The 13,134-nt window shown below is 35.8% G+C and carries 17 protein-coding genes and 1 pseudogene; 4 read left to right on the top strand and 14 right to left on the bottom strand.

All coding sequences use genetic code 11. The features are described 5' to 3' along the window. The 13 genes from JKK62_RS16985 to JKK62_RS17045 form a co-directional block, all read right to left on the bottom strand. Window positions 1–761 (bottom strand): ribosomal protein L7/L12 (locus JKK62_RS16985; RefSeq protein ID WP_201428954.1); only part of this gene is annotated, 761 nt, incomplete at its 3' end. A gap of 40 nt (window positions 762–801) precedes the next feature. Continuing rightward, complete coding sequence (locus JKK62_RS16990; RefSeq protein ID WP_201428955.1) at window positions 802–1,959, bottom strand: hypothetical protein; 1,158 nt, start codon at window positions 1,957–1,959, stop codon at window positions 802–804. A 15-nt stretch (window positions 1,960–1,974) separates the two neighbouring features. After that, entirely contained in the window at window positions 1,975–2,619 is a 645-nt protein-coding gene (locus tag JKK62_RS16995; RefSeq protein WP_243411907.1) for a hypothetical protein, read from the bottom strand. Then, a complete protein-coding gene (locus JKK62_RS17000) occupies window positions 2,619–3,173 on the bottom strand; it encodes a SecY-interacting protein Syd (RefSeq protein WP_201428957.1) in 555 nt (184 codons plus the stop codon). The genes JKK62_RS16995 and JKK62_RS17000 overlap by 1 nt, the downstream gene beginning before the upstream one ends. Before the next feature lie 21 nt (window positions 3,174–3,194). Beyond that, entirely contained in the window at window positions 3,195–4,136 is a 942-nt protein-coding gene (locus JKK62_RS17005) for a transglutaminase domain-containing protein (RefSeq protein WP_201428958.1), read from the bottom strand. 21 nt (window positions 4,137–4,157) lie between these two features. Beyond that, complete coding sequence (locus JKK62_RS17010) at window positions 4,158–4,424, bottom strand: hypothetical protein (protein WP_201428959.1); 267 nt, start codon at window positions 4,422–4,424, stop codon at window positions 4,158–4,160. A 51-nt stretch (window positions 4,425–4,475) separates the two neighbouring features. Then, on the bottom strand, window positions 4,476–5,381 hold the full coding sequence (locus tag JKK62_RS17015; protein WP_201428960.1) for a protein phosphatase 2C domain-containing protein: 906 nt from the start codon (window positions 5,379–5,381) through the stop codon (window positions 4,476–4,478). Between the two features lie 18 nt (window positions 5,382–5,399). Beyond that, window positions 5,400–6,113: a vWA domain-containing protein gene (locus JKK62_RS17020; protein ID WP_201428961.1), complete on the bottom strand. Its 714-nt coding sequence runs from the start codon at window positions 6,111–6,113 to the stop codon at window positions 5,400–5,402. A 55-nt stretch (window positions 6,114–6,168) separates the two neighbouring features. Continuing rightward, the gene (locus JKK62_RS17025) at window positions 6,169–7,446 is read right to left on the bottom strand and encodes a hypothetical protein (RefSeq protein ID WP_201428962.1); all 1,278 of its coding nucleotides are present in this window, start codon (window positions 7,444–7,446) and stop codon (window positions 6,169–6,171) included. A gap of 8 nt (window positions 7,447–7,454) precedes the next feature. Beyond that, window positions 7,455–8,771 (bottom strand): type IV secretory system conjugative DNA transfer family protein, encoded by a 1,317-nt coding sequence (locus tag JKK62_RS17030; protein WP_201428963.1) that lies wholly within the window; start codon window positions 8,769–8,771, stop codon window positions 7,455–7,457. 14 nt (window positions 8,772–8,785) lie between these two features. Beyond that, on the bottom strand, window positions 8,786–8,968 hold the full coding sequence (locus tag JKK62_RS17035) for a hypothetical protein (protein WP_201428964.1): 183 nt from the start codon (window positions 8,966–8,968) through the stop codon (window positions 8,786–8,788). Between the two features lie 2 nt (window positions 8,969–8,970). After that, window positions 8,971–9,312 carry a helix-turn-helix transcriptional regulator gene (locus JKK62_RS17040; protein ID WP_207752222.1) on the bottom strand — a complete coding sequence of 114 codons (342 nt, stop codon included), beginning with the start codon at window positions 9,310–9,312 and terminating at the stop codon, window positions 8,971–8,973. 59 nt (window positions 9,313–9,371) lie between these two features. Then, window positions 9,372–9,974 carry a hypothetical protein gene (locus JKK62_RS17045; RefSeq protein WP_201428966.1) on the bottom strand — a complete coding sequence of 201 codons (603 nt, stop codon included), beginning with the start codon at window positions 9,972–9,974 and terminating at the stop codon, window positions 9,372–9,374. Between the two features lie 641 nt (window positions 9,975–10,615). On the opposite strand from JKK62_RS17045, the gene JKK62_RS17050 reads away from it, so the two are divergent. Next, the gene (locus JKK62_RS17050) at window positions 10,616–10,966 is read left to right on the top strand and encodes a hypothetical protein (protein ID WP_201428967.1); all 351 of its coding nucleotides are present in this window, start codon (window positions 10,616–10,618) and stop codon (window positions 10,964–10,966) included. A gap of 186 nt (window positions 10,967–11,152) precedes the next feature. Here the strand turns inward: JKK62_RS17050 and JKK62_RS17055 are convergent, their stop codons facing one another. Further along, on the bottom strand, window positions 11,153–11,371 hold the full coding sequence (locus JKK62_RS17055) for a helix-turn-helix domain-containing protein (protein WP_201428971.1): 219 nt from the start codon (window positions 11,369–11,371) through the stop codon (window positions 11,153–11,155). A gap of 186 nt (window positions 11,372–11,557) precedes the next feature. On the opposite strand from JKK62_RS17055, the gene JKK62_RS17060 reads away from it, so the two are divergent. The 3 genes and pseudogenes from JKK62_RS17060 to JKK62_RS17070 all read left to right on the top strand — a co-directional run bounded on the left by JKK62_RS17060 (window position 11,558) and on the right by JKK62_RS17070 (window position 12,718). Next, window positions 11,558–12,001 carry an Hsp20/alpha crystallin family protein gene (locus JKK62_RS17060; RefSeq protein ID WP_201428968.1) on the top strand — a complete coding sequence of 148 codons (444 nt, stop codon included), beginning with the start codon at window positions 11,558–11,560 and terminating at the stop codon, window positions 11,999–12,001. A 167-nt stretch (window positions 12,002–12,168) separates the two neighbouring features. Next, window positions 12,169–12,294, top strand: a pseudogene (locus JKK62_RS17670) (ISAs1 family transposase); the annotation flags it as partial. A gap of 235 nt (window positions 12,295–12,529) precedes the next feature. Next, on the top strand, window positions 12,530–12,718 hold the full coding sequence (locus JKK62_RS17070; RefSeq protein WP_279380648.1) for a transposase: 189 nt from the start codon (window positions 12,530–12,532) through the stop codon (window positions 12,716–12,718). Window positions 12,719–13,134: the final 416 nt, after the last annotated feature.

Genomic DNA, 13,134 nt, shown 5'->3' on the forward strand with positions numbered 1-13,134 from the left:
ATATACCCTGCCTGATGTACTGCATGAATAACGCTGCATATATTCATTGCTATGATCAGCTTATAATTATACGGCATTACTGCTGCGCCCTTCGGAGGATATACATAGATTTCTCCAAGATCGGCGTCGATAGTAAGTTTAGGCATCACAAAGCCTATAAACTTATTTGAACCATCATACAGTACGTCCATAGGCCAAGCAACTTGGCTTAAAACCTCTGTCCTCGGAGGTTTATTGACCATATATCTCAGCTTTTCCTCAAGCTCTTTACTAACACGATCTGAGTGATATATCTTAGCAACTTTTGATGAATCGCCTGAAACAGCAAATATACCGCCCTCGCCGCCGGAGCCGAGTTTTGATGATAGCTGATACTGCTTGCCTGACATTCCCAAATATGTATTTGGAGGAAGCGATCTTTTAGTTGCAGAACTTTGTTGAGTATTAAAACTCCTTTGCGGTATTGACGACGCAGTGCTATTTGTGCTATTAACGGTTTTGGTGGAATAATTACTGCTTGTTGTTACAGTTCTGGTTGTTGAAGAAGCATATCCGCTTGTTGTTATTGGTTGTTCAGCGACAGTTGCTCCCGCACTTTTAAGTTCTTTAATTTGTTGGTCGGTTGCGAATAAATCAATTGGTAAATTATCTGCTAAATCCATAGCATCTTTTAGACCTAAACCTGTTATTTGTCTTATTACTCTTATGGCTTGTAGATAATTACTTCCGCAACTAATAATCTTAATATAATTTGTTGCCATTGTTTTACCCGTATACTTTCATTTGCGTATTTAAGCGAAATTAATCCCAACCCTCATCAACACTTTCAGGAAGGTCTGGTAAGGATGGTGATATAAGATCGCTTTTCGTTGCATCAAAATCGTTTGAAATATTCCAGTTATCTAAACCCATAGTATTAACGGGATGGTTAAACTGGACTTTGTATCTTATTTCAGCTGCACACAAAGGACAATTCCTAAGTGTTTTTTTGTAAAAATGATTTGGATTCTTGGAACACTTTTTCAGGTCTTTTTCATAATCTTCGAGAGCTTCCTTCCACTCAAATGCAGTTGGTCTTTCTTGGGGGTTTATTCTTCCGTTAATGAATGCTTTATTAAAGAGCCTTGCTATTTCATTCGGTAAAGCACTTATTGGTGGAACTGCAACCGCTTGAGGTTTGTTATTAGGTTTAAAGCAATAATTATCCCTCTCGATTGCCATATTACCAACACCCGGAGAGCCAGTTGAAATAGATTCCGTATGGTTTATGCCGTTGAATGGTGTGTAGCCATTCATAAGCAGTTTGAAGATGTGGATTGCCAACGCAAAATTATCTGTTTCATTTGTAAAAGTCGGCAGCGATGCCTTTTCGTAAGTGTTTTGCCCACACCGTTCAATAAGCTCTGGTGCTACATAACCGTTAAGACACACTTTGCAACGAAATGCTTTGTTAGCTATTTCATCAATAGTTATGTGATACGAATCTGTATCCATAAACGCTACTGCCCCTGTTTTTAGATCGACACCAATATTTTTGGGATTAAAATCACCGATTATATAATCCGATTGATGAATAGCTTCTACAGTTTTACAAATATTTATTGCAATGATTAGTTTGTTTTTATATGGCATTTCAGCTGCACCTTTTGGAGGGTAATGGTAAATTTCGTTCAAATCAGCATCCATTGTCAGTTTAGGCATAACAAAACCAATAAACTTATTTGAACCATCATACAGTGCATCCATAGGCCAAGCTACATATGCAAGCAATTCTCTATTAAGTGAATGGCTAATCATGTACACAATCTTTTTTTCTTTCTCTTCATCAACATATTCCGGGTGATAAATTTTTGCTAATAAACTATCATTATCTTCGATAGCAAAAATATGGCCTTCAGCTCCAGAGGCAATTATATTTGTTAATGAATAGATTTCTCCATTGATTCCTAAACATTTCATCTTTTTAGCTCCTTATCACTTTTTTATAGAGTTTGTTTTTGTGCTATTTGGTATTTTGCTTCTGCTATTCGATGCACTTGAACCTGTTTGCTTTATAGATATTTTTGTAAATGCGTTTTCGCTTTTCTTATGGCTATTCTGATAATTCAAATAATCGTCCTTTGTTTTGTTTAACATAGATGGATTACTATTACAAATACTGCAACATTGAGACGAAAACTTCTGAGCATTATCAGTGATTCCTAATCTATCTTCATAGACATGGATTTCACCTGAACCTTTATGTATGCTCTGCGGCAAAGCAACGGCTTGTCCGTCTTTGCCTATGTGATGATGAATTAGCTGCTCATTTACAAAACCTTTGTATTGCGGAAAAGAATTGATGAATTGTCTATCAACACGAGGAGCTTCACCGTGTTCTATTCTGTAACTGTTCTTCTTGCTGAACGCATCTGGGCATTGGTTTTTTAATGCATTGAAATAGTATTTGCTACTTCGTTCCCATCCCTGAGAATTTGCATTACTCTTATCTTCGCCGATATATCTCATATCTACAATGAGCGAAGGTGAATGAGCCAATGTATAACCTTTGCCTTCCGAAGTGAAGCGTTTAGTGTGTATTTCTTTAGGATCAACACCTTCGTAAGCATAAGGCTTCATCAAATACACGCCTCCATATTTCCGATTACTTCTGCTATGGAATTAGACAATACAATCTTTGTATTCGTTTCTGATTCATAACAGAAAAGATCACCTGTATCGTTATCAAAAAACAAGAAATAACTGTCATTATCATCAATAACTGCGTTTCCTATTAACAGAAACGATTTTTGAGGAAATACATATTGTGCATCCTCAAAAGCATTAATAATTATTTGTTCAATAGGCTTTGAGCCGTCTAAACTGTAAAAGTTTATTTTACACCCTTTATATGAGCCTGAAAGCACAAGAAAGAAATAAGTATTATAGTATTCTTTGATTTCTTTTCTTAACGTAAATCTTAAGCGCTGTTCAACTAAAAGCCAATTAAGATATTGATCCTGCTTTATTGGGAGCCATTGTATTTCGCCATCTTCATCTGGATTGCCGATAAGTAATTTTGAGTTTAGTTCTTTTGAATACGAAACAGTAGGTTTTGTACTAAACTCTTGATTGTATAATAACTGGAGCCTTCTGAAATAATTGCAAAAGGAAGTTTCCATTAAAGAATTCATATTATTCTCCATTTTTGTGTTTCAATTAAATGATATTTGAAATACTCGTTGTTTTAAGTTGTAGTTTACTGTATATTCTACGCTTAATCCTATTTCAGTCAAAACAGTTTCGAGTTCTAAAGACACTTTTTTTTCAAGCCCATTTTCTGGTGCTGAATAAGGTAGTTTAAATACAAAAACGTCTTTTCCGGATAGAATACCTTTCGTTAAAAATAGTCTAAGTTTTTTTCGAGTAGTCATTACTAAATTATTTCGTTCGTAAAAGCTAAATTCTTTTGCTATAGAGATTGGGTATTCCGAAACATTATATGTGTGATCTAATAGAATCCACTCATTCGGAATACAAAAATAATCGTATCTTGGTATTCGATCAACATTGATTGTTGCATCAAAGGTCACATCAACATGATTCCAACTATTATCAATATTGATCATATTCCACGAATGCTTTTCGTCGCTCTGATTATGCACATTATAAGCTCGTCCATTAACGACCATCGCTTTGATTCCTGATAGGTTTAACAGATAACTATACAGTTTTGCATATCCTTCGCAAACGGCTCGGTTTTGTATTAATGGAGCTAAAATAGTGTGGCTTTCACGGTCATTTATTTTAGAGTAGCTTATTTTGTTAATAAGAATATCATGTATCGCTAACGCTTTATTATAATTGTTGCTCTCTTTACTTATTTTACTTAGGATGTGTTCTATTTCAGATTTGCATTCAAATGAGTATTGTTTGATAGTATTTACATCATATGCATAATGCGGAATTATTAGTGTGCTGGTCTTTGAAGGAACTAACTTGAAATCTATCACATAGAAGATTTCGGGATGAGATTGGAGAATTCGCATCACATCTTGCCCCGTTTTATAGGGATTGCTTCTAATTGGAATCACAATTCTTTTATCCAATCGCAGCAATGAATCAACAACTATTCTTTCTATTATGCTATTTTCCATATTGTTCCTACACTCTATTGACTATCGTTTGAAAGGCTTTGATAGGTGATTCTGAATAACAGGCTGTTGCATATTACTATTATGCGATGCTTTTGTAATAGCGTTATTGGTTTTTGTTTCATTCGCTCTTACATTAGTCGCTTTAGTAATGGCGTTGCCATTCATTCGTTCCATATGCTCAGAATAGGATGGAACACCTTTCATGGCAACTGCCCAATCGTTGCCAGAGTTATTATTCGTGCCATTTTTCAGCCCATCATTTCTACGAAGATAAGGATCTCTCTCCATATCATACACTACCTTTACACTAATAATTCCGCGCAAATCAAAATCTGATTGTTAGTTTGATAACGACGTTTTCTCAGTTTCATTCTGTTCGTCGTTATATAAACTCGGATACGCTAAACGCTTCCATTTTTCTTCTCTTTTGCGTTTAAGCTCTTTCCAGTCAGGCTCTTTATAATAATCCTCTGCCATTAATGCCGGTTTATTATCTGTGTTCAATATTACGGCTACTGTTTTGTCGTCATTCACTTGTGCATCAGGAATCTTCTCAATAAAGGTACTTATTCTATTTTGGACAGTTTCTTCTCCGTCCGCCTCTATATTTAAGATTTTTGCATCCATGAAGAATCTTGCTAAAGCAACATAAATTGAAATAGGTTCCTCGCGCAGATATATGGGAAAAAGTGTTTCTAACATTCCATCTGTTGCTAAAAAAACACTTGCAACCTGCTTTTCGTATTTCCTAATTATCCATTTTTCTTCACCAAAATACAAAGGAAATACGCGGTTTTCTTCATCTCTCTGTTGCTCGGTAACTTTTTCATATGATCCGTCCATATTGAGAGCAACTATTCCTGAGTCACCGGAATGACCAAAAAACAACTCGCTATCTCGTAATACCGCCAGCGACAAAGTTGTATCATATTGATCTAACTCGTGTCCGTTTTGCTCTGCTGTTTCTTCAATTTTTTGTTGTGCCAATGTAAATGCTTCTTTAATTATTTTTAAGATTTCATCTTCTACAGTTTCGCTTGTGATTCTCTCTGCACAGTATTTTGTAGTATAATCAACAGCTATTTTTGAAGCTGTATCGGAATACATTTCGCTTCCAAGTCCATCGGCAACAGCAGCGATCGCCATAGATTCATTACACTTAATGATTCTATGAGAATCTTGACACACAATGTTATTCTTCACATGATATGTGCCTTGTTGTGTAACTCCATAAGCATATATCATAAGTTATTCCTCCGTTTCTTAATCTCCCCAGTCACTAACATCTTTATCGACAGTTTCGGGGAGGTTGGGAAGACTTACCTTTTCTCCCGGAGAACTTTGAGATACAGAACGCATACTTTTATTCACCCAATTAAAGAAGCTCGTGAAGTCGTGCTCTCTCAATTTCATAACCTTTTTTCCCGCAAGGAGATGTAATGTGCGCGGATCATACCTATCAACACCTAATGCAAAGAATTTTAGTTTTCCTTCCTCTTCCTTTGCGTGAATAACATCAGCTATTGCTGATACGTTGTCAGTAGGAGCTCCATCCGTAATCATTACTATCCAAGGTTTGTATGGTTCTGTACCCATTCTGCGATAAAAACGAGAGCGCTCATCAACCATATCTATTGCCGTTTGAATTGCGGGTGACATTTCTGTGCCGCCATTAGCTTTGAGATCAACTGCTTTCATTTGTTCTACAGGAACAAATTCTTGAACCACATTATGTGTAGAGTTGAATTCAATAATGGCAATATCTAAGATATCTCTGGTCTCCTTATCCCTACACACTTCATCTTTAAAGCGATTAAGACCAGAATTTAATTCAGCTATTGGTTCGCCATACATTGATCCCGATGTATCAAGCAAAAGCAAACAAGCCATATGGGGTTCGCTGGCGTTGATTATCGGTGGAGCGTCTCCATAAAAATCATCACCGTAAAAACTTCTTTGTTCCATTTCATTGCACATATTTTTTCCTCCTTTAATATAGTGATTAGAGTATCACATTATTGATAATGAATGATTAAATGATTGGGACAAATGATATTTCATTGTTATTCTTATCGAACACGATTACTTCATCATCAGCCATCCTCTGAATCTCCTCTGGTTTAATAATACTTTCCCTTTTGGTATTTATACTTGCAGATTTAGTGTTACCATAACTCCAAAAAGTACCCATATTTGTGTTTTGTGAAAAGGTTGGTACGATTTCCTGCTTATCATACGTTCCAATCAAATTAGAGATTTTTTCGCAACTATAAGCAGAAATATGCCTTGAAATAATGATTTTGGCGCATTTTCCAGCAAATGAATAAAAAGAGTTTTCATCTCCATTAAAAGCAGAAAAGGCATCGTTTGATGAGATTGCCACAAGAGAGCTACTGCCCATTTTATTAATGAAATCTTTTAGTAGGTTATTGGTGGTAAACAGTTCTCCATCTACAATAACAAAAACCTTATTTCCTCTAGATAACAGCAATTCTGCTTCACTTACGAAAAGATTTATCAATAATGTATTTGAAGCGTAGCGAACATCTATTGAGAAAATAGCTTTTTGTAAAGCAGTCTGAACAAAGTTGGTAGCTTTATTCAAATTTTTCTTTTTAGCTAAAATATAATCAGCTTGCTGAGAAAGAGCAGAAAAAAATGCCTCAATATTTCCTTTCTCACTTTCTCCTTGCAATATTTGAGATGTTATAGTTCTTGCTTCATTAGCTGAAATTTTCCCTTTCGCTTCCGCTGTATTTATTTTATCAATTAATGTAAAGTGTGGACACGTTATATACATATCCGTATATGGATGAATATGTTTTGTATTTATAAAGTCAGATATTCCATTAATATAATATCTACCAGTTGCACCGATTTTGTACTCTTTACTGGATGACGACAGTATGTATTGAAGTATCTCGTTATTGTTCAAACCTAAGAATGGCTCATAAAATGGATTTTTTGCATTTACTAAATCCAATAGATTTAATGGAGTTAAATATGAGATTAATTCATTTTCTAATTCGGCGTTTCCATTGTGAATTATTGCAACAGAATAACCTTGCATATAAGCACATTCAATCGTTCTTATTATTGCTCGATTTCTTATGGTTTTATATCCACCAGAAAATAACATTCCGCCTACAGCTTCATTATTGTCAAAGAACGCTTCTATTTCACTTGGTTCGTAATAAACCACTCCTTGATTTATACGATTATTTTCTTGTACAGAGCGAATAGTCTTTCTTGATAAATATCTGCTTGAACCCCAAATACCGATATTTGACAAACCAGTTTTATTTTTCATCATTCCACCTACGTTTTATTATATAAATCGAATTGGAAAGCGAACGGTTTTGAAAAAGGATAACTAATTATCGCTTCACCAATATTCAGGTTACTCATATTCCAATCTTCAACTACATTACCACGCTGTCTTTCCTCGTGAATCGAATTCGATAAGGATTTATACTGTTCAAGAACAACATTTTTTCCATGTAGTTTTACAATATAATCTCTTGTAAATGCATCGTTTGCGTGAAAAGCAAAAACAGACGAAAAACCAGAAAGAATGTTTTTACCTTTACTTTCACCATAAGCCTCGGCAAACTGACTTATACTCTGTAGTCCTGCAATTACTTTCAATCCTAAACTTCTTCCAAAATTCACGCCATCATCAATGTGTTGCATATTTGGCAACAAACGAAACTCATCGCAAATCAAATATACATTTCCCTTATTACTGCTTCTTCCTAAGACCTCTTTTAAAGCAAGGTCAAATAGTAAACTATAAACAGGAGATAAAGAATCTCCAATCGCCATGTCATACTCAATAAATAAAGTTTTTCCTCCGGCATTTCTTATGAAATTGCGGATTGAAAAACCGCCTTTCTCAGCAAATGAAGATACAAGCAGTTTTCTAGTGTTTTCAATCATTTCTGCATATACACCTAACGCTTGTTCGGATTGTCCATCACCAACATAACTTAACACCGAGGAAAACTGTGGATGAGATTTAATCATCGCAATAATATCTATTAGTGAAGCTTCTGCTAACGCTCTACTTAATTCTGAATTATATAAGCATTCCTTTTTATAATCAGGATCTTTTTTTCCCTCATTTAACATACATTGAAGAATTGTAGCAAACAAATCTCTTGCAGCATTTGGGAAGAAAGCATCTTTGCTTTTTTCTTTAGCTTCTTTGAACATTGTTAGTGACAACTCACGAGTGTTCAGACTTATTCTTTCTTCATTCCAACCGTCTGCAACTAATTCTTTAAACAAATTCCACTTAACAGTTTGCGGAGTTGAAAAGCTACCACCAATTACATAGTCCTGATTATTTGCGAACAAGTCATAATAATCACCTTTTGTATCAAAAACGATCATAACATCATTAGGTGTTAATCTTCGTTTGATCTGATCGACTATATGATAATAGACGTTTGTCTTTCCGCAGCCAGTTCCACCTATCATTAAAATATGTTTACTTAGAATATCTTGATTAAGGAATAGATTAGTATGGCTATTATTGAATTTACCCGGAATAGCAATTGTTGGAGCTGGTACGCTCGGAATAGCGTTATGTTCTATGACGCTACCATATAAAGGTATTGTTTTTGTAATCATTCTTTTCTCCGCTTTTATCGTGAATGCTTTCTGCTTTGATTATTGGTAATAGAATCTATTTTACTGAAAGCCTTGTTTTCAGATTCTTTAGTTGTTTGATTCAATTTATTATAGATACTTGTTCTAAGAGCTTTTAATTCTTTTATTCTTTCTTCAAGCGGTTGCTGTACGGTTGCTCTTTTAATACTATTACTCATCTTCATTCCTCATAAATCTCATTTTGCTTATCATTAAATCTAATATAAAGATCGATAGGAAAAACACTTAGTTCCTTTAGCATTTCTCGTGTTGCTTCACATAGTTCAAAGAAAAAAACAATCGCTAAAAAAGTAGTCCATGTCATTTCTCTTTTTCCAGTTTCTATTGAATAATATGTTTGTCGTGACACACCTATTATATTTGCCATTTCTTCTTGGTTAATGTTTAATTTTACTCTTAAGGAAGCAAGATTCTGTTGAAGTATCGCTATGCTTGTTTCTTTGTATTCATCCTCTATAAGCCACTTTTCCTGAATCAATTTCGTTCCTCCTTTAATGTTCATTTGTTTGCAGACAACAATACTCTTATTTTCAATGATATTAGGTTTTTGAGCTTTGTCTCTTATTCAGCTTGCAAAATAAAAGTAACTACTCCGTGATACTCCTCACATCCGGGAATAACGCCGTTTAATTCATCTAAACCAAGCAACACTCCATCATCAGAGAACATAGATGATGACAGTAGCGATTTATTAGCTGCCCAGTCACATAATAATCTTGCTGAATTCTCAACATATTTCAAATGGACATCTCCAGTTATTGATTTCATAATAACACTACACCAAACCGAAGATGGATTTGAATTTTCGGAAATAATAGAAGCAACTAAAACCCCTTCATTTTCTGGAGTTACAACATCAGAAAACTCAGTCATTAGTCTAGTTCCTAAAGCTACACCAACATGATTATGTTCTGAATCGTTAAAAGTTGATGAGGCGTTATTGTGGAAATAGATGTAAACAAGATACTTCTTTCCGGCTGCGACAACAACGGAATCGCTAAGATTAGTTGATTGAGGATTGATTTCTCCGATCTTCACAAAATATCTCTCATCACCAATTGTAGGATTATTAGTGATAGAATTAAATATAGGGTATGTTGCAGGGGCTTCCATTGTAAAGGTCGGTCTCTCGGGTCCCCACATCTTGTTTTTTTCGTTACTCATTATACTTGCCATCCTTAATTAAATTGATAAATAATTGGCTAAACTTATATTCATAGAGCAGTTTACTCTATGAATAATATAATTATACTATTTGACAAATAGTTTGTCAATATGACAAACTACGAAAATTGAATTATCGAGGGATTTTGATATAAAATTAGATATAGATAAGTCACAAAAACAAATTGAATCCAGCTATAGCTTTACTTGTGTTTCCAATAAATGGTATCACACAATTCAGCCTCAACTTAAGACATCAAGTAAAGCTAAATACCGAAAAGATTATCAGCTCCGTTTTCAGTGTGTTAAGAGAACGAATGATGATACTATGCTCGTCATCATCGAGGTAGAGATGATAATGAGGCTCTTTCACGGAAAGCACCTTCGATTATCTCTCACGGTCTTTGGTGCGCTCCTGCTTCTGACGGTAAAGCTCATCGGAAACGCGGGTAGCTATCTCGCCCAAAGCGGAACGCATCTGTGACAATTCGGAACGAGCGAATTGCTTATGGTTCAGGTGCAAAGCAAGTTGGCGGCGAACATCTGATACGGATAGATTTTGAAAAATATCTGTCCGGCGATAACGACTATTGTAACAGCTAATATAACAGAAAGAGATTTGACAGCTAGGAGGTGCTGTTATGTCAAACCATGATGATTTTGTTGATGAGTTTATTGAATATCAGATATTTGGGGATTCAATGAAGAACTTCGGCGGAGGCAATTCACGTAAGCCGAATAAGGGTTCCGGCTGCGGAACGACAGCTGTGATAATTGTGCTTATAATTATTGTGTTAGCTGTATTTGGTTCATGCGGCAAGAGCAATCAAAAATCATACCCGTCCGGTTCGTATCAAAGGTCATACAACAACTCTTCAAGTTCTTATTCCGGCAATTCGTCAAAATCAGGCAGTTCAGAATCCTCTTGTTTAAAAAAGCCGGAATCATCTACCGTTCAACCGACTACCAAAAAGAACACATACAATGTCTAAGCAACAGATAGTGTGATTATATCAAATTGGACGTTTATGTGCGTTCGGTATTCAGACTTATAAAAACAAAAGTATAGTTTGAATAGAATCCATTTTATGCTTATGAACAGCGAGATTATTCTAAACTGATTATTATTTCTCATCAGACTAAGAAATATCACATAGAGTCGTGTGCGGTTGTTGTATCTATAAATACCTTATGCTTTGCTTTGGTATGATATATCTTTTACCAACTCTTATAGACTTTATTGTTCCTGCCTGAAGCAAATGATAAACACCACTTGTGCTAATTCGGAGTATTTCTTTTATTTCCTCTGGTGATATAACATCGGGATACTCAGACAAAGTTTTCGACTTTTTATTATTCAAAATCCCTGCATTATTGCTCACAACCCAATGTGACATTCTTGTCAAAAAATATGAAACCTGTGTGAAAATTAGCACTCTCCCCTTGACAGTGCTAATCAAGAGTGCTATAATATAATCAGAACAAAGGAACAGAGAAGCACCAAAGGATCCGGGTGCTGAACCCTCCGTCCCCTTGCTCGAAGCAATGGAAACAATGTAACGAGTAAAAAGGAGGACTGACCTATGTTGTATCCAAGTATTTTCGGTGAAAACTTATTCGACGATCTCTTCAGATTCCCTGATTTTAACAGAGACGTGGAGAAGAAGCTGTACGGTAAACACGCCGCCCAGGTCATGAAGACTGATGTTCATGAGCATGATGATCACTATGAGATCGTGATCGACCTGCCGGGCTTCAAGAAAGATCAGATCAATCTTGAGCTTCAGAACGGTTATCTGACTGTCAGTGCCGCAAAGGGACTTGACAAGGACGAAAAAGCTAAGAAGGGCAAGCTGATCCGTCAGGAGCGTTACGCAGGCGCAATGCAGAGGAGCTTCTATATCGGAGATACTGTTACAGAAGCCGATGTGAAGGCGAAGTTTGAGGACGGTGTTTTGAACATCTGCGTTCCGAAGGCAGAGCCTAAGAAGCTGGAGAATCACAAGTATATTGCAATTGAGGGATAATACCTCGCTAAGTTATGATCCCAAAATGATGCTCCCCGGAGCTGTTCGTATGAGCAGTTCCGGGGAGTTTGTTTTTATGTGATTTGAATGAATCATTATCCTGCCATATCAAACAGGCTCTTGAAATTATTTTTGGAGAACGAGGTCAGCCTTCCGTTGCTCACCCATTTTCAGCCGAACACGGTCTTGTAATAGGTCAGCTTGCCTGTGAAGAAAAAAGCAACGAAATAACAGCGATTCCAAAACTTCTTGAAATGCTGGAGATAAAAGGATGTATTGTGACGATTGACGCAAGGGATGATAAGGTTATCATTGGATGTATTGCAGATAAACAAGCGATTTTGTTTGATATGGATATACTGGTTTTACCTTTCGATGAAATAAAAGAAAAACGAGTAGGAAGAGTTTTGCCACCATATATAACAAAGATTCAGCAAAAGGTAGCAGCTAATATGGTTCGTGAAGGAGTATCCCCTTTACCTAAAGAATTGTTTATCTCTTTTGATGAGTAATTGTCAAATGTTTTTTATGTCCTATACTCAGAATCGCTCTATTCAGGACGAGGAAACCTTTGGTATTATGAAGTACGACCGTTGGTACAAAAGGTTGGTTCAAAGAGGTCAGTTAAATGTCAAACTCAAGATTTATCTGGTTTCTATTGGAGTCAATCTGCACATATTTTATAGCAAACTAAACAGACTCCAAAAAGATTCCTGATTTTTCAACAAACATCTCTTTGGAGCAAGAGGAGAGATCTATATACATTTTTCAGCAATAGACCATTTTTCCACTGAAAAAAGAACCGTGAAGAAATGAAGCTCTACACTTCATTTCTTCACAGCACTTAATCACTGACTGACCAAGTATGTGTCTGTGACTTAGTTAGAATCTTTCGGGAGTTCAAGTCCCTGACGCAAATCCGCCAAAAAAAATCTTTTTTGTACACTTAGGACAAGCGAAGATAATCCGAACCTTCTCCCTGTCGGGGACGGGTTCGGATTTGTCTTTTTCTATGCTTATCCGAATTTCAACAGTAAGATTGGCAGATAAACATCTTTGAGATTTAAGGTATCATTTGTACCGAAAACATCCATCTTCTGAAATATTGTTTATTGATCATTTACAGATATTCA

It is taken from the genome of Ruminococcus difficilis, from assembly GCF_016680995.1.

Excerpts from the sequence above, each read along its gene's own strand:
- JKK62_RS16990 (WP_201428955.1), bottom strand. The coding sequence starts at position 1,959 with ATGAAATGTTTAGGAATCAATGGAGAAATCTATTCATTAACAAATATA.
- JKK62_RS16995 (WP_243411907.1), bottom strand. The coding sequence starts at position 2,619 with ATGAAGCCTTATGCTTACGAAGGTGTTGATCCTAAAGAAATACACACT.
- JKK62_RS17000 (WP_201428957.1), bottom strand. The coding sequence starts at position 3,173 with ATGAATTCTTTAATGGAAACTTCCTTTTGCAATTATTTCAGAAGGCTC.
- JKK62_RS17005 (WP_201428958.1), bottom strand. The coding sequence starts at position 4,136 with ATGGAAAATAGCATAATAGAAAGAATAGTTGTTGATTCATTGCTGCGA.
- JKK62_RS17010 (WP_201428959.1), bottom strand. The coding sequence starts at position 4,424 with ATGGAGAGAGATCCTTATCTTCGTAGAAATGATGGGCTGAAAAATGGC.
- JKK62_RS17015 (WP_201428960.1), bottom strand. The coding sequence starts at position 5,381 with ATGATATATGCTTATGGAGTTACACAACAAGGCACATATCATGTGAAG.
- JKK62_RS17020 (WP_201428961.1), bottom strand. The coding sequence starts at position 6,113 with ATGTGCAATGAAATGGAACAAAGAAGTTTTTACGGTGATGATTTTTAT.
- JKK62_RS17025 (WP_201428962.1), bottom strand. The coding sequence starts at position 7,446 with ATGAAAAATAAAACTGGTTTGTCAAATATCGGTATTTGGGGTTCAAGC.
- JKK62_RS17030 (WP_201428963.1), bottom strand. The coding sequence starts at position 8,771 with ATGATTACAAAAACAATACCTTTATATGGTAGCGTCATAGAACATAAC.
- JKK62_RS17035 (WP_201428964.1), bottom strand. The coding sequence starts at position 8,968 with ATGAGTAATAGTATTAAAAGAGCAACCGTACAGCAACCGCTTGAAGAA.
- JKK62_RS17040 (WP_207752222.1), bottom strand. The coding sequence starts at position 9,312 with ATGAACATTAAAGGAGGAACGAAATTGATTCAGGAAAAGTGGCTTATA.
- JKK62_RS17045 (WP_201428966.1), bottom strand. The coding sequence starts at position 9,974 with ATGAGTAACGAAAAAAACAAGATGTGGGGACCCGAGAGACCGACCTTT.
- JKK62_RS17050 (WP_201428967.1), top strand. The coding sequence starts at position 10,616 with ATGTCAAACCATGATGATTTTGTTGATGAGTTTATTGAATATCAGATA.
- JKK62_RS17055 (WP_201428971.1), bottom strand. The coding sequence starts at position 11,371 with ATGTCACATTGGGTTGTGAGCAATAATGCAGGGATTTTGAATAATAAA.
- JKK62_RS17060 (WP_201428968.1), top strand. The coding sequence starts at position 11,558 with ATGTTGTATCCAAGTATTTTCGGTGAAAACTTATTCGACGATCTCTTC.
- JKK62_RS17070 (WP_279380648.1), top strand. The coding sequence starts at position 12,530 with ATGTCCTATACTCAGAATCGCTCTATTCAGGACGAGGAAACCTTTGGT.